At 71.7% G+C, this 19,344-nt stretch carries 23 protein-coding genes and 1 pseudogene; 14 read left to right on the forward strand and 10 right to left on the reverse strand.

Annotated features, from left to right (window positions below; genetic code table 11):
• A complete protein-coding gene (locus ACFU9E_RS19245; RefSeq protein ID WP_380681404.1) occupies positions 1-1,362 on the forward strand; it encodes a prealbumin-like fold domain-containing protein in 1,362 nt (453 codons plus the stop codon).
• A 576-nt stretch (positions 1,363-1,938) separates the two neighbouring features.
• On the opposite strand, the gene ACFU9E_RS19250 is transcribed toward ACFU9E_RS19245, so the two are convergent.
• On the reverse strand, positions 1,939-3,018 hold the full coding sequence (locus ACFU9E_RS19250; RefSeq protein ID WP_380689725.1) for a Gfo/Idh/MocA family protein: 1,080 nt from the start codon (positions 3,016-3,018) through the stop codon (positions 1,939-1,941).
• Between the two features lie 114 nt (positions 3,019-3,132).
• Between ACFU9E_RS19250 and ACFU9E_RS19255 the strand changes: the two genes are divergently transcribed.
• The 3 genes from ACFU9E_RS19255 to ACFU9E_RS19265 all read left to right on the forward strand — a co-directional run bounded on the left by ACFU9E_RS19255 (position 3,133) and on the right by ACFU9E_RS19265 (position 5,417).
• Positions 3,133-3,711 carry a TetR/AcrR family transcriptional regulator gene (locus ACFU9E_RS19255; protein ID WP_380689723.1) on the forward strand — a complete coding sequence of 193 codons (579 nt, stop codon included), beginning with the start codon at positions 3,133-3,135 and terminating at the stop codon, positions 3,709-3,711.
• Positions 3,712-3,932: 221 nt separating this feature from the next.
• On the forward strand, positions 3,933-4,676 hold the full coding sequence (locus ACFU9E_RS19260; RefSeq protein ID WP_380689721.1) for an alpha/beta hydrolase: 744 nt from the start codon (positions 3,933-3,935) through the stop codon (positions 4,674-4,676).
• A 339-nt stretch (positions 4,677-5,015) separates the two neighbouring features.
• Positions 5,016-5,417 carry a hypothetical protein gene (locus ACFU9E_RS19265; protein ID WP_380687906.1) on the forward strand — a complete coding sequence of 134 codons (402 nt, stop codon included), beginning with the start codon at positions 5,016-5,018 and terminating at the stop codon, positions 5,415-5,417.
• A gap of 80 nt (positions 5,418-5,497) precedes the next feature.
• Here the strand turns inward: ACFU9E_RS19265 and ACFU9E_RS19270 are convergent, their stop codons facing one another.
• A complete protein-coding gene (locus ACFU9E_RS19270; RefSeq protein ID WP_380687908.1) occupies positions 5,498-6,238 on the reverse strand; it encodes a VOC family protein in 741 nt (246 codons plus the stop codon).
• Positions 6,239-6,554: 316 nt separating this feature from the next.
• Here ACFU9E_RS19270 and ACFU9E_RS19275 point away from each other — a divergent pair, with 316 nt between their 5' ends.
• From ACFU9E_RS19275 to ACFU9E_RS19290, 4 genes are all read left to right on the forward strand, one after another.
• Complete coding sequence (locus ACFU9E_RS19275) at positions 6,555-7,166, forward strand: hypothetical protein (RefSeq protein WP_380687910.1); 612 nt, start codon at positions 6,555-6,557, stop codon at positions 7,164-7,166.
• On the forward strand, positions 7,163-7,810 hold the full coding sequence (locus tag ACFU9E_RS19280) for a hypothetical protein (protein ID WP_380687912.1): 648 nt from the start codon (positions 7,163-7,165) through the stop codon (positions 7,808-7,810). Before ACFU9E_RS19275 ends, ACFU9E_RS19280 begins: the two co-directional genes overlap by 4 nt.
• Before the next feature lie 308 nt (positions 7,811-8,118).
• Complete coding sequence (locus tag ACFU9E_RS19285) at positions 8,119-8,253, forward strand: hypothetical protein (RefSeq protein WP_380687914.1); 135 nt, start codon at positions 8,119-8,121, stop codon at positions 8,251-8,253.
• 186 nt (positions 8,254-8,439) lie between these two features.
• On the forward strand, positions 8,440-9,252 hold the full coding sequence (locus ACFU9E_RS19290; RefSeq protein ID WP_380687916.1) for a hypothetical protein: 813 nt from the start codon (positions 8,440-8,442) through the stop codon (positions 9,250-9,252).
• 64 nt (positions 9,253-9,316) lie between these two features.
• On the opposite strand, the gene ACFU9E_RS19295 is transcribed toward ACFU9E_RS19290, so the two are convergent.
• The 5 genes and pseudogenes from ACFU9E_RS19295 to ACFU9E_RS19315 form a co-directional block, all read right to left on the reverse strand.
• Complete coding sequence (locus tag ACFU9E_RS19295) at positions 9,317-9,514, reverse strand: DUF397 domain-containing protein (RefSeq protein ID WP_380687918.1); 198 nt, start codon at positions 9,512-9,514, stop codon at positions 9,317-9,319.
• A gap of 21 nt (positions 9,515-9,535) precedes the next feature.
• Complete coding sequence (locus tag ACFU9E_RS19300; protein WP_380687920.1) at positions 9,536-9,745, reverse strand: DUF397 domain-containing protein; 210 nt, start codon at positions 9,743-9,745, stop codon at positions 9,536-9,538.
• Between the two features lie 76 nt (positions 9,746-9,821).
• Entirely contained in the window at positions 9,822-10,028 is a 207-nt protein-coding gene (locus ACFU9E_RS19305) for a DUF397 domain-containing protein (RefSeq protein ID WP_380687921.1), read from the reverse strand.
• Positions 10,025-10,558 (reverse strand): annotated as a pseudogene (locus ACFU9E_RS19310) (DUF5753 domain-containing protein); the annotation flags it as partial. The pseudogene ACFU9E_RS19310 and the gene ACFU9E_RS19305, both read right to left, overlap by 4 nt.
• 16 nt (positions 10,559-10,574) lie before the next feature.
• Positions 10,575-10,790, reverse strand: coding sequence for a hypothetical protein (locus ACFU9E_RS19315; RefSeq protein ID WP_380715220.1), 216 nt, complete (start codon positions 10,788-10,790; stop codon positions 10,575-10,577).
• Between ACFU9E_RS19315 and ACFU9E_RS19320 the strand changes: the two genes are divergently transcribed.
• The gene (locus ACFU9E_RS19320) at positions 10,779-11,267 is read left to right on the forward strand and encodes an NUDIX domain-containing protein (protein WP_380715186.1); all 489 of its coding nucleotides are present in this window, start codon (positions 10,779-10,781) and stop codon (positions 11,265-11,267) included. The two genes, ACFU9E_RS19315 and ACFU9E_RS19320, sit on opposite strands and share 12 nt — an antisense overlap.
• Before the next feature lie 163 nt (positions 11,268-11,430).
• On the opposite strand, the gene ACFU9E_RS19325 is transcribed toward ACFU9E_RS19320, so the two are convergent.
• A complete protein-coding gene (locus ACFU9E_RS19325; protein WP_380689687.1) occupies positions 11,431-12,285 on the reverse strand; it encodes an alpha/beta fold hydrolase in 855 nt (284 codons plus the stop codon).
• A 239-nt stretch (positions 12,286-12,524) separates the two neighbouring features.
• A complete protein-coding gene (locus tag ACFU9E_RS19330) occupies positions 12,525-13,601 on the reverse strand; it encodes an alpha/beta hydrolase (protein ID WP_380689685.1) in 1,077 nt (358 codons plus the stop codon).
• Positions 13,602-13,915: 314 nt separating this feature from the next.
• On the opposite strand from ACFU9E_RS19330, the gene lspA reads away from it, so the two are divergent.
• Positions 13,916-14,449, forward strand: coding sequence for a signal peptidase II (gene lspA, locus ACFU9E_RS19335; RefSeq protein WP_380715188.1), 534 nt, complete (start codon positions 13,916-13,918; stop codon positions 14,447-14,449).
• 61 nt (positions 14,450-14,510) lie between these two features.
• Here lspA and ACFU9E_RS19340 read toward each other — a convergent pair whose 3' ends face one another.
• Positions 14,511-14,846, reverse strand: coding sequence for a winged helix-turn-helix transcriptional regulator (locus ACFU9E_RS19340; RefSeq protein WP_380689689.1), 336 nt, complete (start codon positions 14,844-14,846; stop codon positions 14,511-14,513).
• 64 nt (positions 14,847-14,910) lie between these two features.
• On the opposite strand from ACFU9E_RS19340, the gene ACFU9E_RS19345 reads away from it, so the two are divergent.
• The 4 genes from ACFU9E_RS19345 (at position 14,911) to ACFU9E_RS19360 (ending at position 19,297) form a co-directional block, all read left to right on the forward strand.
• Positions 14,911-15,753, forward strand: coding sequence for an SDR family oxidoreductase (locus tag ACFU9E_RS19345; protein WP_380689691.1), 843 nt, complete (start codon positions 14,911-14,913; stop codon positions 15,751-15,753).
• Between the two features lie 490 nt (positions 15,754-16,243).
• Positions 16,244-17,629: an MFS transporter gene (locus ACFU9E_RS19350; protein ID WP_380715190.1), complete on the forward strand. Its 1,386-nt coding sequence runs from the start codon at positions 16,244-16,246 to the stop codon at positions 17,627-17,629.
• Between the two features lie 374 nt (positions 17,630-18,003).
• Positions 18,004-18,459 carry a hypothetical protein gene (locus ACFU9E_RS19355; protein ID WP_380689506.1) on the forward strand — a complete coding sequence of 152 codons (456 nt, stop codon included), beginning with the start codon at positions 18,004-18,006 and terminating at the stop codon, positions 18,457-18,459.
• 163 nt (positions 18,460-18,622) lie between these two features.
• Positions 18,623-19,297: a class I SAM-dependent methyltransferase gene (locus ACFU9E_RS19360; RefSeq protein ID WP_380689504.1), complete on the forward strand. Its 675-nt coding sequence runs from the start codon at positions 18,623-18,625 to the stop codon at positions 19,295-19,297.
• Positions 19,298-19,344: the final 47 nt, after the last annotated feature.

Below are 19,344 nucleotides of genomic sequence, written 5' to 3' on the forward strand. Positions count from 1 at the left end.
ATGAGACATTATCTTTCATTCGCGGGACGAGCGCTGGTCGCCGGGCTGACCACAGTGGCCGTGTTCCCGGCCACCGCTCTGGCGAGCCCGGACCCCGCTGCGCGGCAGGTTTCGCAGAGCTCCACCTTCACCTTCACCGGGGCGCCTGAACAGGTCACGGTCCCGGAGGGCGTGTGCGAGGTGAGTGTCGACGCGTTCGGGGCCGCCGGAGGGGACGGCCAGTACGGCGTCCCGGGTGGCCGGGGGGCGGAGGTGTCGGCCGTGTTCGACGTGACACCGGGAGAAGTCCTCACGGTGAACGTGGGCGGCGCCGGGCACCCCGGAGACTACAGCGATCCGGAGCACACCCAGGGCGGCTACAACGGGGGCGGCCGGGGCGGCGCCTACATCGCGGACGGTCAGATCGTCGGCATCGCCGCCGGCGGAGGCGGGGGCCGGACCACGGTCGGCACCGGTACGACACCTCTGGTCGTGGCAGGCGGAGGCGGCGGAGGCGGCGCGTCGTTCTTCTCCACCGCCATCGGCGGCGGGGACGCCGGCCAAGCGGGCGAGCCGGGCCAGGGGCTCCCAGGAGACGACGAAGGCAAGCCGGGCAGGCCCGGCGGCGAGGGTGGGCAGGGCGGCATCAACGCACCCCACATCGACCCCAACGGTCAGAATGGCAGCCCGGCCGTCGGACCGGTCGGAGGCGCCGGCGGGAACAGCATCCTCGACCCCCATGGTGGCGCGGGCGGCGGCGGAGGCGCGGGAGCCACCGGGGGCGGCGGCGGGGCCGCGTCCCCCACCTCCTCCAACAGCGGCGCAGGCGGCGGAGGAGGATCCAGCAGCGGCCCCGCGAACGCCGTGTTCGTCACCGGAGCCCGTCAGGGCAACGGCGAGGCCACCCTCACCTGGGTGCCCTGCGCCGTCGTGACCGGCGACGTGACGGTCCTCAAGCAGGACGCCGACACCCAGACCCCCCTCGCGGGTGCCACCTTCCAGCTCTGGGAGGAGACCAACGGCACTCCCGGACTCCAGACCACCGGCACCAATCCCGACACCAGCATCGGCGAGCCCTGCGTGACCGGCACGGACGGTACCTGCGCCCGCAACGTTCCCGTCGGCACCTACTACTGGGAAGAGACCCAAGCCCCGGCCGGCTACCTGCTCCCCGACGACCGTGTCTTCGGCCCACTCGTCCTGACCGTCGACAACGCCGCCGGCGGCGTCAGCATCACCGCCGACGACACCGCGAAGCCGCACTGCCACGGTCACCACGGCGACCACGGCGACCACGGCGACCACGGCGACCACGGCGACCACGATGACTACGATGACTACGACACACCCGAGCCCCCCGGCCACGGCGACAACGACAACTGACCGCGACCCACACCACACATCCACTCGCGGAGCGCCAGGCCACAGCAAGACACCACCGGTCCTCGCGCTCCGCGCATTCGCGCGCGGTCGCAACCCATGGCCAACGGGCGTCGGCCCTACTCACTCGTCCTGTCCCAGCCCTGTCGGGCCGCGTAGCGGAAGCTCGCGCGTCGCATCAAGTGGACGACGCAGGCCTGCGTGATGGCCTGCGACCAGGCCGTCCCGATCGCGTCGGGCAGCCGGCCAGGGGCGGGACATGGTGACACCATCCCAAGTATCAGGCGCGACATATCACATGACTTCACAGCCCCTACTGCCGCTCCCCAAAGATAGAGAACCTCGCTGGTCGCCGCTGACCGCCACGGTCACGGCGCCGGTCACCTGTTGAGTGCGCGTCGGGTAGGCCGGGGACGTCCGGCCGGGCCGGCCGTCGGAGACTGACCGGCCCTCCTCCCGTCCGGCTCGCGCCCGGGCCCACGGGCGCGAGCCGGTCCGGCGGAGCCGGACGGCGTTCGGGCACCCGCCGCACCGCGGGTCGGTCGGCGCGGCGCGCTCAAGGACGCACGCCGGGCGGGTTCACGGAACCTCCTGCGGGCTCGCCGTGGCCGCCGAGCGTTCGATGGCGGCGAGCAGCCGGTGGTACCGCAGGCCGTCCGCGAAGTCGGGGTCCGGTCGGCGCCCCTCGGCGATGGCGGCGGCGACGTCCCGGTAGAGGGCCGCGATGTGGGCGGGCGTGCCCGCCGGGACGCTCGCCGGTACGGTCCGGTAGGAGTCGGGCACCGCCAGGAGTTCGCCGTCGACCCGGATCTCCCACTCGCCCCAGTGGATGTACGCCGCCCCGTCCGCGGGGGTGGCGGTGAGGGTGCCGGTGCTGCCCGCGAGCTTGAGCAGGAACCCGTCCGCGGCACGCGCGTGGCCGCCGTGGATGGTCGCCGACGCGGTGGCGCCGCCCTCCAGCAGTCCGTGCAGCAGCACCTGGTCGGGCGTCCCGTTGGCCTCGGTGCGCTCCGCGCCGTCGACCCGGACGCGTTCGTGCAGGCGCGGGAGTCGGGCCGAGACCTCGGTGAACCGGCCCGCGACCCGCTCCAGGGTCGCCAGGAAGTGGCCCGCCATGATCGTGAGGATGGAGTTCCCGGCGGCGGCGTCGAGGCTCCAGGCCAGGTCGGCCGGGATACTGGTGCCGCCGAACGGGTCGCCCGCGGCGATGAGCGCCGCCGATTCGAGCGTGCCGATCCGGCCCGCGGCGACCAGGTCGGCGACGAACCTGACACTCGGGGAATGGTGGCCCTGGAGGACGACCGCGTGGCTCACGCCCGCGGCCTCGGCGGCGGCGGTGAGTTCGCCCGCCTCCTGTTCGCTGACGGCCAGCGGCCACTCGGACACGACGTGCTTGCCCGCCTCCAGCGCGGCGCGGATCACCGCCGCGTGCCGGGTCACCCGCACCGAGACGACGACCAGGTCGACGTCCGGGTGGGCGGCGAGCGTGGCGGCGTCGGCGAAGGCGTGCGGGACGCCGTGTGCCTTGGCCACGCGGTCCGCGCTGGCCTGGTTGGTCGTCGCGACCGCGGTCACCTCGTACTCGGGGAGTCCCGTGAGCGCGGGCAGATGCGAGCCGTCCGCCCATCCGCTCGCCCCGACCACTCCGACTCGGATCATGTTGTACCCCCTAGTTGTGTACCTATCGGTAAGAAACTAGGACGGGGTCGGGCGCGGGCGCAAGGGGTAATGTACCGATAGGTAAAAAACTTTCCGGGGAGCACGGAGGACACCATGCCCGGCGGACGCCCACGCTCGTTCGACGCCGACACCGCCCTCGACCGGGCCCTTGAGGTCTTCTGGCGGCAGGGCTACGAGGGCACCTCGCTGACCGACCTCACCACCGCCATGGGCATCAACAAGCCCAGCCTCTACGCGGCCTTCGGCAACAAGGAGGAACTCTTCGGCAAGGTCCTCGCCCGCTACCTCGAAGGCCCCGGCGGCTACACCGCCGCCGCACTGGAGGCGCCCACCGCCCGCGAGGTCGTCCGGCTGCTGGTCCACGGCGCCGTCGACCTCACCACCGGCCAGGAGACGGCGCACGGCTGCCTGTGCGTCAAGAGCGTCCAGGCCGGGGGGCCCGACGGCGCACCGGTGCGGCGCGACGCGGTCGCGGCGCGCAAGGCCGGGGAGGCGGCGCTGCGCCGCCGGCTGGAACAGGCGGACGACCTGCCGCCCGGCCACGAGCCGGCCGACCTCGCCGTACTCGTCCACACCGTCTCCGACGGCATCGCCGTCCAGGCCGCCGCCGGGCGCACCCGCGAGGAGCTGACCCGGGTCGCCGAGTCGGCCCTGCGTGCCCTGTTCGACTGAACGGGCCGCGGCGAGGCGGTGTCCCGGGCTGCGGAGGTCGCGCGGCGAAACCCGCTTGGCAGACCGCCGCGATCACTGCTAGCTTTCCGGAGGCCGTGCGAGAGAAAGAGGAGGTGGGACCCGTGAACGCAGTATCGACATGGGCGCTCCCCTCCGGGGCCACGGTCGGGCGATAGGTCGTCCGGGAGCGCCGTTCCAGAGCACTCCCGAAAGGCACGACCGTGCACTTCACTTCCGAGAACCTCCTCGACGACGGCGTCCTCGAACGCGAATTCACCCTCGGCGAGATCCCCGGCATCCTGTGGACGCCCGGATCCGCCTCCGCGTCCGCGCCGGTCCCGCTGATCCTGATCGGCCTTCCTCCGCTCGGACTGCGCACGATGTACCCCCGGGTGGCCGGGCGGGCCCGGTACTACGCGGCGGAGTACGGCTTCGCCGCGGCCACCATCGAACTCCCCGGCAGCGGCGACCGGCCCCGTTGGGACGCCGCCGAGCAGGCTCGCGCCGACCTGCGCCGGGTGATGCAGGCGGGCGAGCCGGTCACCGACGAGATCGTGGACGCGCTCGTCCTCCCGCTCGTCGACAGGGCGGTCCCGGAATGGCGGGCCGCCCTGGACGCCCTGCTGTCGCTGCCGGAGACCGGCGGCCCGGTGGGGTACGAGGGAGGCGTGATCTCCATCGGCGTCCGACTGGCGGTGGTCGAGCCGCGCATCGCGGCCGCCAACCTGTTCGCCGGGAGCTTCGTGCCCACCGCGATCGTCGAGGACGCCCGCCGGGTCACCGTCCCGTTGCAGGTCCTCCTGCAGTGGGACGACGAGGGGAACGACCGGCAGGCGGCACTGGACCTGTTCGACGCGTTCGGCTCCGAGCAGAAGACGCTGCACGCCAATACGGGTGGGCACACCGGCGTCCCGCACTTCGAACTCGACGCGGGCGCCCGCTTCTTCGCCCGGCACCTGAAGTGATGCCGGGCCGTCGGGCCGCCGGCGCCGGACGATAGACGCCGCCGGCCCTACCGCGTGGGGCCCATGCCGCTTCGGCATGGGCCCCACGCGGTGAGATGACGTCGGGCGGTGGCGAAGGCCGACCTGGATCGGGCGCGCACGGGTGCGTCGGCCCAAGGTGGGTAGAGGCTCTGAAGGCTCCCGGCGCGGGTGGGCCATGGGGAGGGAACGGGTGTGGAACTCCGGCCTGTTGAGAGCCGCAGGGCATGGCGAAATCCGGTGAAGTCGCGGCGGGCGGCCGCGGAACTGGACTCGCCGCTGGGAAGGATCACCGTCTTCAGAGGGCCGGCCGGTCCCCCGGTGTCGCTCGGGGGCGCCGTCGAGCGCTGGGAGTTCGTGCTGGACGGCACCGAGATCCTCTCGGTGGACGGCATGGGCCCGCCGGGCTACGCGGCCCGGCGCCATGTGAAGGGCGGGGTCGAGGTCTCCCTGCTCGGCGTGAAGGGACGCCTCACCCGCCGGCGCACCCTCGGGCCGCGAGGCCGGTTCGTCAGGCTGGAGGCCGGTGACACCGTGTTCGTCGCCAGGGCGCGATTCCCGCGGAACCGTGTCGTGGACTCCTCGGGTGCCGAGCTCGCGGACTTCACCGGACCCGTATGGCACTTCCTCGCGCCCGAGCGCGGTGTCGTCGCGTTCGCGGCCCTCGTTGTCGCGGCGGACCTTGAGGTGACGCTGACCTCGCCGTTGTTGGAGATCTTCTGAGCCGAGCCCCGACCGGGAAGCCGGTCGGGGCACGCGCGGTGAGCCTGCGTCGGACGGAGTCGAATGGCCGCCGGCCCGGGTCAGAGAGGGCTGAGAAGGCAGAACTCGTTGCCCTCCGGGTCGGCCAGCACCGTCCAGGAGACCGCGGACCGGTCGAAGTCGCCGGGGTCGGTGGCACCCAGGGCGCGCAGTCGGGCCGCTTCCGCCTCCGGGTCGTCACCGGGGTAGGGGCGGACGTCGAGGTGGACGCGGTTCCACCCGCTCTTGGTGTCGGGGGTGCGGACGAACTCCAGGTAGGGGCCGACGCCCGCAGCGGACCGCATGGTCGCGGTGTCGTCAGTGACCTCGTGCACCGTCCAGTCCATCGCCTGGCCCCAGAACCGGGCCATCTCCCGCGGGTCGGCGCAGTCGACCACCACCGCGGCGATCGGCCCGGTGCCCCGGTAGACCGGGCGGGGCTCCAGGACGCAGAACTCATTGCCTTCAGGGTCGGCCATGACCGTCCAGGGGACGTCGCCCTGACCCACGTCGGCGAGCCTCGCGCCGAGAGCCTTCAGACGTGCGACCAGCTCCGCCTGATGGGCGGTCGAGGTGGTGGCCAGATCGATGTGCACCCGGTTCTTCACCGTCTTGGGCTCCGGGCGGGCGACGATGTCGATGCAGACGGCCACGGGGTCGGGGTAGGCGAAACCCACGGGTTCGAGGTTGGTCACGCCGGGTCCCTCGCTGTCGACACCCCAGCCGAGGGCCTCCGCCCAGAACCGGCCGAGGGCGGCGTCGTCCTGGGCCTTCATGTTGATCTGCACGAGTCTTGTTGCCATACCGAGGATCCTAGGAGCCGTCATCGGCCCAGGCCAACGCGATTTGGATGCGCCCAGACCGCCGTGGCCCGACCGTTGGAGGCCGATTCGGCAGAGGCACTCACGCGGCGCGCACGTCCCTGTCGGCGCGCTGTCCGTAACACGCCGCCCGGGGTCGTGAACATCCCAACCCCCTGGGATGGGCATGTCATTCGTAGGCGAGGAATAATCCGGTGACGTGCCGGGCACGCACTGTCATTGGCCTGGCAGCCCGACCACCTGGAGGTTCCCTGTGGAAGCTGTCCCGCGGCACCACCTTCGCCGACGTCTGGCCGCATTGGCCACCCTGACCGTCACCCTCGCCGGAGTCAGCGGCCTCGCCGCGGGCGCGGCACATGCCGACCCGCTGCCCCGGCCGCCGTCCGACACCTGCAACCCGAACCTGGAGACGATCTGGCAGGACGTCGTCAACGTCCGGGTCACCCCCACGGTCACGCACTGGGCCGTCATCTCCATCGCGCCCGGCACCACCGGCACCTTCACGGAGACGCTCTCCGAGGTCGAGAGCGTCAGCACCACCTACAACAACTCGGTGGAGATCAACGCGTCGGCGGGCATCCTGTTCGCCAAGGTCTCGGCCAAGATCGGCTGGTCGGTGCAGAGGACCACGGCCAGCACCCACAGTTGGTCGCAGACGCTCACCGTGAACATCAACCGGCCCGGTGACTACGGGATGTTCAAGGGCACCAACAAGGTCGAAGGCGATTTCGTCCGCTACCAGTGCGCCCGGACCGGCCCGAGCACAGGTGTCTGGGTGAACACCCTGCCCGGCGGCACGAGCACCTATCTGACGTTCGACGCCGAGGTCAAGGGCTCCATCGCCTGCGACAGCTCCGTCACCCCCGGCAGCATCCAGGATCTGGCCCGGCGCATGCTGAAGTGCCCGTGAGCACCGTCACCCGCCCCGCCCGCGCCCTCGCCGCGCTGGTACTCGCCTTCGCCAGCGCCCTGCTGTTGTTCGCCGCCCCGCAGGCATCCGCGGCCGGCTCCCTGCCGGGCCCGTACGGCACGCTGTGCGACCCGGGCTTCGTCCGGTTCCAGAGCCCCTACACCGACTGGGGCAAGCCGCCGGACCCCCGGGGCACCTTCCCGCCGCCCATCAGGAAGTACGGTCAGACCTTTCTCTCCACCCACCCCTACAAGAGCTCCGACCCGGATCGGCCGTTCCGGCGCTACCAGGCCGAGCTGCTGACCGAAGACTGGGAAGGACGCACCTACTGGAACATCTGCCGGGGCGAAGGACCGTCTGTCTACCTCACCACCTGGCCCAGCTTCGAGTGTCTCACTGTCGGCGATCCAGTGAGATACCCCAACGCCGAAGTCACCGTCGGCGGGTGTGTCCAGAGCCCGAACCAGGGACTCAAGTTCCGCATCCACACCAACGAGGCGGGCTGGTCGGTGATCCAGGACGAGCGCTGGGGCTACTACCTCGACGCCGTCCAGACCACCTACCGGGACGAGGTCTACGGGACGGTGTGGATCTACACCCTCAAGCTGTCCGCCGACAACGCCCTGGCGTTCCGGATGGTCTGAGCCGCCCTGCGGGCGTGTCCACGGTGGTGCCCCGGTTCACGGTGGCGCGGCACACCCCGAGCAGCGGGCCCCGACCGGGAAGCCGGCTGCTGTTGGTCGATTGCGAATGATCGGTGGGTGACGCCGGTCTCCGAGACTCGTCCCGGAGACCGGCGTCGGTCGTGCCCACCTCACCGCCACCCCCGTCCTGACCAGGTAATCAACACCTCCCGCTCAGGGGGAAGCTCAGTTCGCAGGCCCGGACCAGCCTCAACCCTGACGGCGGGTGGACGGTCGTCCAACGCGGTCCCGTCCGCCTGTGGGACCGGGTGGAACGAGCCGTACAGCGCTGGCAGGCCGCCGACGAACCCCATCAGGACCGGTTCGGGATCACGGTCTCGGCTGCCGGCCAGCGCGTCCGGCTCGGCGCCGAGGACGGCCCCGGGTGGGACCTGCCGATCTGACGCACGCGGGCCCTTGGGTCAACATCGTGCACCGCCCTGGCGGGTGGCCGGACAGCAAGACGCCCCGTTCGGCCGAGCACCCGGCGGGGCGCTGTCGTTGGTGCTGACCTGCGGCTGTTCTGGGGTGACCCCGCAGGGACGCCAATTGGGTGGCGTGCGGCTGCCGGTGCCCGTCATGCTGGCCGCGTGGCCGATCGAGCGAACTTTGTCGTTGTCCGCGAGAGCGGCGAGTACGAGCTGTACCTCGACCGCTGGGGTGCGGTGGGCCTTGATCTCGACCTGCTGGCGGGGCCTGCCGAGACGCTCTCGGCGGTCCGGAGTCTGGGGGCGGACGGCTGGTGGCTGGACGACGTGTATTGCCAGGGAGCCGCGCTGATCGACCTCGGCCGGAAGGTGCTGCTGCTGTTCGCCTGGGAGGGGCCGAGCACCGTGATGCGGTACCGGGCCGCGACCCTGGAACTGCTGCGGGACGCGTGGCCGGGGTGGGATGTGCGGTGGATGTACGACGGCCCCGCCGAGCTGCGGACCCATCTGGGACTGGACCCGGAGCCTGTGCGTGATCGCGGGCGGGACACTTTTCGAGGAGCGGTGCTGGAACCGGGGCACGAGGAGCTGTTGGACCCCGAGCCGACGGTCATCGTGGTGACCGTCGGCTCGGAGCACTGCTACGTGGTGGCGAACGTCTCCGACCACCCGGTCCGGGAGGGCGCCGCACTGCTCGACCGGCTGCGGGGCGGCCCCGAACACGGGCTGTGCACGGTGCCCGCCGATGCCGGCCTCCACATCGATCCGCTGCGGCGCCGGGTCGGGTGGTGGGCGCTCGGGGCGACGGCCGAAGCGTACGAGATGGCGGAGCGCTGGCCCGGCTGGACCGTGGAGTTCTGGCAGGACTCCTGGCAGGAGCACGTCCGGCTGGCCCCGGACCGGTTCCGGCCTCCGCTGGTCGACCGTGAACGCGCCCTGGCGGAAGTTCGGGCAACTGCCGCACGACGCCGGTAGCGCGGCACTCCGATGAGCCGGCCCCGACCGGGAATCCGGTCGGGGCCCGTGCGGTGCGCTTGCGTCAGACGGTGCCGAACTCGCCCGCCTGCACACCGGCGACGAACGCGCGCCAGGCGGAGGCCGGGAAGACGAGGGACGGGCCCTCGGGGTCCTTGGAGTCACGGACGGGGACGAGGCCGGGGAGGCTCGCGGAGACCTCCACGCACTCACCGCCATTGGTGGAGAACGACGACTTGAACCAGGTGAGATCGGGGCTCATGAGGCTGCATCCCTTCGATCGTCAGAGGATGTCGAACTCGCCTGCCCGAACGGCCGTGAGGAAGGGGTGCCAGGCGGGGGCGGGAAAGAGAAGAGCGGGACCGTCGGGGTCCTTGGAGTCGCGGACGTGAACGGTGGTGAGGTGCGGGGTTGCGACCTCGACACACTGGCCACCGTTGCTGCTGTAGGAGCTCTTGCGCCAGTGCACAGGGGTGGAGGCGTTCGGCTTCATGTCGAACACGGTAGCGCGACGCCACAAGCACCGAGCCCCGACCGGGAATCCGGTCGGGGCGCGCTGTGAGACTGAGTCAGACCGTACCGAACTCGCCCGCCTGCACACCGGCGACGAACGCGCGCCAGGCGGAGGCCGGGAAGACGAGGGCCGGGCCCTCCGGGTCCTTCGAGTCGCGGACGGGAACGGCGCCCGGGAAGCTCGCGGAGACCTCCACGCACTGACCGCCGTTCGTGGAGTGCGACGACTTAACCCAGGATGCGCCAGACAGGTCGAGGTTCATGGGGCTAGCTCCTTTCGAGCCTTGTGGACCAGCGCCAGGGAGGCAGCCTTGGGCAGCGCCTCCACCACCAACTGATCGTACTGCCTCTCCCACGCCCTGACCGTCTCACGGACCCGTTCAAGGTAGCCACGAGCGTGCGACTCGGCGTATCCCACGACCGAACCATCCGGCAGGTCAAGCAAGGTCACCGGCAAGGCAAACGGCAGGTGCTCGCCCAGGGAGAACGGCGCCACCTGAACGGTGATGTTCGGGCGAGAGGCCAAGTCAGCAATGCGGTCGAGCTGCTTCACCATGACAGGCCGTCCGCCGATCGGTCGAGCCAGACAGGTCTCGTCCATCACCAGGTGGATCAGTGGCGGGTTCTTCCGCTCAAAGAGTCGTTGACGGGCCAACACGAACTCGACGCGCTGCTCGGCCTCGGACTGGGTGATCGCCCCGCGCTGTACAGCCGCATACGCCAGCGCCTCCGCATACTCCGGCACCTGAAACAGCCCAGTGACGATCATCATCGAGAATTCGCGGATCCGACGACACTTCGCCTCGCCGTCACCGCCGACGTGACGTGAGGCTGCTCGCCGCCGTCCTCGGCGTCGCCACCCTCTCCACCCTCGCCGCCACGGCCGCCTGCTGGCCCATCCACGACGGACCGCTCGCACCGCAGTTGCTGATATCCGGGCTGATCCTCACCACCGGCATCTGCGCCGGACTGCCCGCCTGCTTCACCCGGCTCTCGCCCAACAGGAGCACCACATGCTTCACCACCTCCCCGCCATCCTCACCACCCCGCCCCGCCGACGCCTCGGCCACCAGGCCCTCATCCTCAACCGCGACGGCGCCGTCCTCCTGATCGGCACCACCTACAAGTCCGGCCTCATCCTCCCCGGCGGCAGCGCCGAAGCCAACGAACTCCCCCACCTCGCCGCCCGCCGCCACACCGAAACCGAAACCGGACTCGTCCTCCCCCTGCGCCGAATCCTCGCCACCGACTACGTCGACGCCCAACTCCTCCCCGAAGGCATCAACTTCGTCTACTGGGGCGGCCACCTCACCCCCGCCCAGGAAACGATCGTCGCCCGCCACCGACCCCCCGCCACCATCACCGCCGTCCACTGGCTCCACCCCCACCAACTCCCCGACGCCATGGCCCCCGACCAGCACCGCCGCACCACCCAAGCCCTCACCGCCCTCACCAACGGCACCCACCTCCCCTTCCTCCTCCGCGGCACCCCCGCCGAATAGCTCCGTCCCGAAGCACGCCCGGGGCCCGGAACCGTGTGGTTCCGGGCCCCGGGAACGCTGTGAACACCGTGAAGGCTGCCGAGCGGCCGAGCACCTGCGTGAGCCGATGATCAGCGAGTGGCAGCACTCCGCGGACCTGGGCGGCACGGCCGCCCGTGGTGGTTCAGCGGGTCTCGCGGGCCGCGCGGAGGATGAGGTCGGCGACCGCGGCCGGGTGGGAGACGGCGACCGCGTGAGAAGCGTTGGCGATGGTGACGGTGCGGGCGTGGGCGCGCTCGGCCATCCACTGTTCCGCCTTCGGCGGGATGTTGTAGTCCTGGCCGGCGGTCAGCGCGTAGGAGGGGATGTCCTTCCAGGCCGCCTTCGAAGCCTTCTCCTCCAGGGCGAGGGTGGAGACCGGCCGCTGGGTGGCTGCCATGATCGCGGCCGTGGGAGCGGGGACGTCGGCGGCGAACTGGTGGTGGAACAGGTCCTGCTTGATGGTCAGTTCGGTACCGGTGCCGCCGCCGGGCAGGGGGTAGGAGCTGCTGTTGAGGGTCTCGCCCAGGGTGCTGCCGGGGAACTTGGCGGCCAGCTCACCCGCGCTCTCGCCGACGTTCGGGATGAACGCGGCGATGTAGACCAGCGCCTTCACGTCGGGGTCACCGGCGGCGGCCTGGGTGATCACCGAGCCGCCGTAGGAGTGGCCGACCAGGACCACGGGTCCGTGCACGCCGTCCAGGACGCTGCGCAGGTAGGCGGCGTCGCTGCTCACACCGCGCAGCGGGTTGGCCGCGGCGACGACCGGGTAGCCGTCGCGCTGCAGTCGCTTGATGACGCCGGACCAGCTGGAAGCGTCGGCGAAGGCGCCGTGGACGAGCACGACGGTCGGCTTGGTGCGGCTCGCCCCGGCGTTCTGCGAGGCGGAGGCGCTGCTGCTCGCCGCCGTGGCTGCCAGCAGAGAGCCGGCCGCGGCAGCGGCGAGGGCCACGGTGGTGGCGGACCGAAGCTTTGAACGGGTGTGTGAGGAACGGGACATGACGTTCTCCTTGAAGGCGGTCGCCGGTGACACGGTCCGGCAGGAAGGCGCGGATGTGCCGCGTTTCGAACCGTGCTGATCAGCGACGGCGGTTGAACGGCCACACCGATGACGGCGGGCCGCCGGTCGAGCTGGGCCGGTCGGCCGGGAGGTGCAACGCGGTGCGCGGCGTCCGGCCATGGGAAGTACGGGGCGTCCGAGGGCGGCCCGGGGGGAAGCCGCACTACCCTGACGTGGCGTCAGGAACCGGTGCGCAGACCGGTGTAGAGGAAACGGTTGGCCTGGTCGACGGCCGCCTCTGCGGCGTTGGTGCCGGCGAGGGCGTCGAGCATGGCGAAGTCGTGGATGATGCCGGGGTAGCGGACGGTGGTGGTGTCGGTGCCGGCGGCGCGGAGCTTCGCGGCGTAGGCCTCGCCCTCGTCCCGCAGGACGTCGGCCTCGTCGGTGATGACCAGGGCCTTGGGCAGGTCCTTCAGCTGGTCGAGGCTCGCGCGCAGCGGGGAGGCGAGGATCTGCCCGCGATCCTTGGCGTTCGGGGCGTAGGCGTCCCAGAACCACTTCATGGCCTTGCGGGTCAGCCAGGGGCCGTCGGCGAACTCCCGGTAGGAGGGGGTTTCGAAGTTGGCGTCGGTGACGGGGTAGAAGAGCACCTGCTCACGAAGGGCGGGGCCGCCGCGCTGCTTGGCCATGAGCGTGACGGCGGCCGTCATGTTGCCGCCGACGCTGTCGCCGACGACAGCGATCCGGGAGCCGTCGACGTTGATCTCGTCACCGTGCTCGGCGACCCACTTGGTGGCCGCGTACGCCTGCTCGATGGCGATGGGATAGCGGGCCTCGGGCGAGGGCGTGTAGTCGACGAAGACGACCGCGGCCTGGGCGCCGTTGGCGATCTGGCGCACCAGCCGGTCGTGGGTGTTCTCGTTGCCGAGGACCCAGCCGCCGCCGTGGAAGTACATGACGGCCGGGAGCTTGTCGCTCGCACCGGCGGGGCGGACGATCCGGACGGTCACCTCACCGGTGGGCCCGACCTTGAGCGTCCGGTGAGACACGTCGGCCGGCAGCTTGTCGACAGGCCCGCTCTGCGCGCTGTCGAGCGCCTTGCGGGCGTCGGCGTAGGACAGCGTGTAGATCGGCGGATTCTTCGCGGCCGCGGTGGCGAACGCCTGGGCGTCCTTCTCCAGCACCGGGGCGGTCGACCTGGCCGACGGAGGGGCGGGTGAGGCCGAGGCGTTGGCGGCGATCGTGGCCCCGGCGACGAGGGCGGCGGCCGCGGCAACGGCGATCTTGCGGTTGAGACGGAAGGGGACGGTGCGCATGGGGAACTCCTGGCCCGGTGGCCACCGGTGGGCGCCACCGGATTTCGAGGTGACGTCAGACCGGAGGGAACTCGCGGCCATTGCTTGTGGGTTGGGCGTGGGCCCCAGATTAGGAACCCTCGTCCGCCCCGCTTGTACACGCGGTGCACTCGTTCCGGCCGGTCCGCGTACTCGTCGCCGGCACCCGTCGGGGCGCTCGTCCGCCCGCCGCCGCCACCTACAATGCGGCCATGACTGGCTTACTACGTCTACGGATCGCGCGCGGAGCCTCCTCGCCCGGTGACCTGCCTCGACGGCTGGGAACGATGACAGCCGTGGCACTCGCGGTGCTGGCGTCGGATCTCGTCACCAAGCAGATAGCGGTGACGAACTTCTCGGGGCTCGATCCGACCGAGACACTCGGCGGGCTTCTGAAATTCACGCTGGCCTTCAATTCGGGCGGAGCATTCTCCATCGGTGAGGGGGAGACCTGGTTCTTCACCGCGGTGAAGATGACGGTCATCGTCCTCATGCTGGTGATATCGCCCCGGATCCGCACGCCCGTCTGGGCGGTCTCCTTCGGGCTGGTGATCGCCGGGGCGGCCGGAAATCTCGCCGACCGGCTGTTCCGGGCCCCCTCCCCGGGGCAGGGGCTCGTCGTGGACTGGATCCAACTGCCGCACTGGCCGGTCTTCAACCTCGCCGACTGCGGCGTGGTCTGCGGGAGCGCCCTGGTGATGTGGACCTTGATGCGCGGCATCCGCCTGGACGGCACGCGCGAGTCCGAGGCGCCGGCCGAGTCGGGCGGGACGGAGCCCACAACGCCCGGGGCCCGGAACCGCGTGGTTCCGGGCCCCGGGAACGACTGAGGACCAGTCGTTCCGGTTTCGCACAGCAGGATCAGCCGCGCGAGCGGCTGATCGGCGACTCTCAACCGGCGGTGTCGGTCGCGGGATCCGGCACCGCCGTGGCCCAGGTCCCCATGGTTTCGAGGACGTCGCGAAGCCCCTCGCCGAGCGGGGTGAGCTCGTACTCGACGCGCGGCGGGATCTCCGCATAGGTCGTGCGGGTGACGATGCCGTGTCGCTCGAACTGGCGCAGCCGGCTGGTCAGGGTGTGCGGGCTGATCCCGGGCAGGGCCTCGCGCAGCTGGTTGAAGCGATGGGGGCCGTGCAACAGTTCCCGCACGATCAGGGTGGCCCACGGGCCGTTGAGCAGGGTGAGGAACCGGGCGACACCGCACTCCGGCAGACGGGAATCGGTCACGTTGTTGACCGTACCCCGTTAGTGCAGTTGATGTAACTGATGCATCGCATGCACTAATTGCGCCATGACCTACGTGATTCACGGCGCCACCGGCGCCCAGGGTGCCCCCGTCGTCGCCGCTCTCGCCGCCGCGGGCAAGTCCGTGATCGCCCCGACCCGCAAGGCCGACGCCATCGTGGACGGCGCGCGCGTGGTGGCCGCCGGATACGACTCCGTCGCGGAGCTGACCCACCTCTACCGCGGCGCCGAAGGCGTGTTCGTCCACCTGCCGATGGGCTCCGAGGAGGACCGCCGGACCTATGCGCGCAACGTCCTCGCCGCCCTTCGCGAGGCCCGCCCGGCCCGCGTGGTGTTCTCCACCAGCGGCGCCCCGATCGACCCGGGCACCGGCGGCGCGGCCTCGGAGCTGGTCCGCGGCCTGGCGGACAGCGGGCTGTCGCACGCGGTGATCGAGCCCACGCTGTACCTGGAGAACCTGCTCCTGCCGTTCGTCATCGGCACGGTGCGCGAGCGGGGCGCGCTGCCCTACCCGATCCGCGCCGACTTCCCCGTCTCGTGGGCGTCGCACCTGGACATCGCCGACGCCGTCGTCGCGCTGTTCGACCGCCCGGACGTCACCGGCGTCGTCTCCATAGGCCAGTACCCGGCGGTCACCGGACCGGACCTCGCCGCGGCGTTCGGCACCCACTTCGACAAGGACGTGGTCTTCGAGCCGATCACCCCCGAGCAGTTCCGCGCCTCGGTCGCCCCCTTCATCGGCGAAGGCCCCGCCGCCGGCGTCGCCACCGTCTACGAAGCGCTGAGCGCGCTCCCCGAGCTCTCGATCACGCCCGAGAACTCCGCTCAGAAGCTGCTCGGCGTCACCGCCCGCACCCCCGGCCGGTGGCTGACGGACATCGGCCTCTGACCGGCTGACCACGGCACACTCGGACGGCCGGGCACCTCGCCGGAGGGCCCGGCCGTCCCGCTCCCGTGCGGGACCGCCGGCGCAGCCGCGCCGGGCCGGTGCAGAGGGGGGAACGGGCCGGTGGGCGCGGCGGCTTCGCCGGCCCGGTCGGCGCCTGGGCGGTCGGGGGGCCGCGCGGCGTGCTCGGTAGGCCGCGGAGGTGCCGAGCGTCACATTGGGGGGCGTTGGGGGGCTCCGGGGGCGGGTACGGCCCGGGGTTGCAGGGCGGGGGCGCTTTCGGCACGGGCCGAGGGCCCGTCCGTTTCGGGACGTTCGCCCTGATTTCCGCTGACCTTCGCCCCCGGGGGACACCCTTCCGGTCCGGGCAACTGTGGACGGTCGCCCGGTGGACACCGGGCGAGTGGCCCGCCCTTCCGGGTGGGCCTCCCACGATCGTCTACGCGGCGCACGGGTGCGACAGCACGCGGTGCGGCCCGGAGGACCCGAACGAATGTCCCGCACTATCGACAACGCCCCGTATACTGCCTTCCACCGCAGGCTCGCCCTCGCCTGCTCCGGTGGACCGCTGCTCGACGGGTACATCCTGAGCATCGTGGGCGTCGCCCTCATCGGCATGCGCCCCGAACTGGGCCTTTCCACCGCCGACGTCAGCCTGATCGGCGCCGCCGCGCTGGTCGGCATGTTCGTCGGCGGCGCGCTCTTCGGCGTGCTGACCGACAAGATCGGGCGGGAGGTGATGTACACCGCCGACCTGCTCGTGATGATCGTCTGTTCCGTGCTGTCCTTCTGGGTCGACGCCGTCTGGGCGATCGCCCTGCTGCGTTTCGTGCTCGGCATGGCGGTGGCCGCCGACTACCCGATCGCCACCTCCCTGCTCGCCGAGTGGCTGCCCGCCAAGCACCGCGGGCGGCTGCTCGGTCAGCAGATCGTCGCCTGGTACGCCGGCGCCGTGCTCGCCTACCTGACCGGCTACCTCTTCCTGGAGATCGGCGGCCCCGGCAGCTGGCGCTGGATGCTCGGCAGCTCCGCCGTGCTGTGCGTGGTCTTCCTGGTGATCCGCCGCGGCTCGCCGGAATCGCCGCGCTGGCTGGCCGCCAACGGCCGGGTCGGCGAGGCCGTCCGCCTGGTCGAGCGGCACCTCGGCGTCAAGGTCGACGGCCGCGAGCTGATGCCCGAGCGCACCGCTCCCGGCACGCCGACCGGCCTGCGCCTGCTGATGACCCCGCCCTACCGGCGACGGACACTGTTCTGCGGACTGTTCTTCCTCTGCCAGGTCGCCCCGCTGTTCGCGATGCTCACCTTCGGCCCGCAGCTGCTGGAGGCCTTCGGCATGCCGGGCGGGACCATGGTCGAGACCCTCGGCACCGGCCTGATCAGCCTGGTCTTCCTGCTCGGCTGCTACCCCGCGCTGCGGCTGATCGACACCTGGGGCCGCCGCCCGGTGATCATCCGCTCGTTCGCGCTGATGATCGTGCCGCTGGCCGTCCTGGGCATCTGGCCGGACGCGCCGGCCGCCGTCGTGGTCGTCGCGCTCTGCGCCTACGCCTTCCTGTGCGGCGGGCCGAACGTGCTCGACTGGACTTACCCCAACGAGCTGTTCCCGACCGAGATCCGGGCGACCGCCGTCGGCGTGGCCACCTCGGTCAGCCGGATCGGCGCGGCCGTCGGCACCTTCCTGCTGCCGCTGTCGCTGTCCGGGATCGGCACCGGGCCGACCATGCTGATCGCCGCCGGAGTCACCGCGGCGGGCCTGCTGGTCTCGGTGCTCTGGGCCGAGGAGACCCGGGGCACGGCGCTGGGGGCGGCGGCCTCGCCCGGCACGGCGAAGGCCCCGACGGCGCGCGCGGCCCGGCCGGCGCCGCAGCCGGTGCGCTGACGGCCTGTCAGCCGCGTACGAGCCGGGGCCGCGTCCGATGCGTTCGGACGCGGCCCCGGCGGCGTGGACGGAACCCATGCGGATCACTGCAGGAGACCTCGCCGGCCGGACCCCGGCCGGCCAGCGTCATCGGCGCCTGGATCGGCGGGCGGGCCTGCCGTACTTGCACGGGCTGTGCGTTCCTCGCACGCGTCGTGCGTCCCCGTCCGACGCGCCTTGTCCCGCCGGAACGCGGTCCCTAGCGTCGGTCTCACGGTCGGCGGGGCGCCCGGATCCCCCCGGTAGCCCGCTCCGACCGCGCCCGACCCCCTTCCGGCGATTCGGGCGGGGTTCGCACCACTCGACACCATCGAGAGGAGTACCACGTGACCGTCATGCTCACCGAGCCGGCGCAGCGCAGCGGGGCCGTCGCGCCGCGGGATCCCCGGGCGTTCGTGAAGCCCGAGGTGTGGGACCGCGAGATCGCGCTGCTGATGCGCGACCACCCCTTCGACGAGGTGATGGCGACGCGGCTGTTCGGCGCGGCCGTCTCCTACCTGATCACGGCCATGGAGACGTGGGGCCGGCAGCTGGAGCTGTGCTGCGGGCGGATCGTCGACATCGCCGTCCACGTCTTCATCCTCGACACCGTGAACTACCGGGAGTTCTGCGCCGAGCACTTCGACGGCCGGTTCCTGGAGCACATCCCGGCGATCGACTTCAAGTACGACGGTTCGGTGGAGCGCACGGCTCAGGTCATCGCGGACCACGGGTTCGCGGTGGACTGGCCGCTGTGGGAGGCGGACTACGCCAAGTGCGGGCCGTGCCGGCCGGGGGAGAACTGCCACTGAACGGCCTGAGCATCGGAGGGCCCGGCTTGTGCGCGCAAGCGCGCGGGCCGGGCCCTTCCCGTTCGGCTGAATCCCTTCCGTGCGTCCGTGTCCCGTCGGGGGCCGGGGGGTAGGTTGTGGCCCACTTCGACACGGTCACCCCCGCCGCCCCTGGAGGGCCCTCATGTCCAGCGCCGCCCCGCCTCTGTCGCCTGCCGAGTACTGGGACAAGTACCGGCCGCACCGGGGCGAGACGCCGCAGGTCCGTCCGGCCGCCGGCCGCTTCGACTGGACCGGAATTCCGGACAACGGCCCGGGTGCCGAGGTCCTGGGTGCTCCGGCGGCGGCGCTGGATCTCGGCCCGGCCGAGGGGGAGAACGCCGCGTTCCTCGCCCGGGGCGGGGTGGAGGTCGTCGCGGTTGACTTCTCGCCTGTTCAGGTGGCCCGGGCCCGCGGCTTCTGGGCGGACCTGACGAACCTGCGGTTCGTGGTCGCGGAGGCCTGCGTGTTCCTCGACCAGGAGGTGCGCACGTTCGACGCCGTCTACTCGACGTGGGGCGCGGTCTGGTTCACCGATCCCGAGGAGCTGTTCCCCCGGGTGCGTCGGCGCCTGGCCCCCGGCGGTGTCTTCGCCTTCTCCCACCGCGAACCGGCCGTCGGCACGTACGGGGCGCAGCCGCTGGGCGGGCGGTGGCTGGAGGGCCGCGAGAAGGAGCTCACTGTGCTGCGGTGGCAGCACACGGCCGAGCAGTGGGCCGATCTGTTGAAGCGGTACGGCTTCGACGATGTCGAGGCGCGGGTGGTGGCGAACCCGAAGGTCGGTGCGCTCGGCACGCTGCTGGTCCGCGGCCGGGGCTGAACCGGCCCCTGGGGGCGCGGGGTACTTGGCGCGTGCGCCCTGTCACA

Origin of the sequence: Kitasatospora sp. NPDC057595 (genome assembly GCF_042800875.1) — a bacterium.
Taxonomy (GTDB): Bacteria; Actinomycetota; Actinomycetes; order Streptomycetales; family Streptomycetaceae; genus Kitasatospora.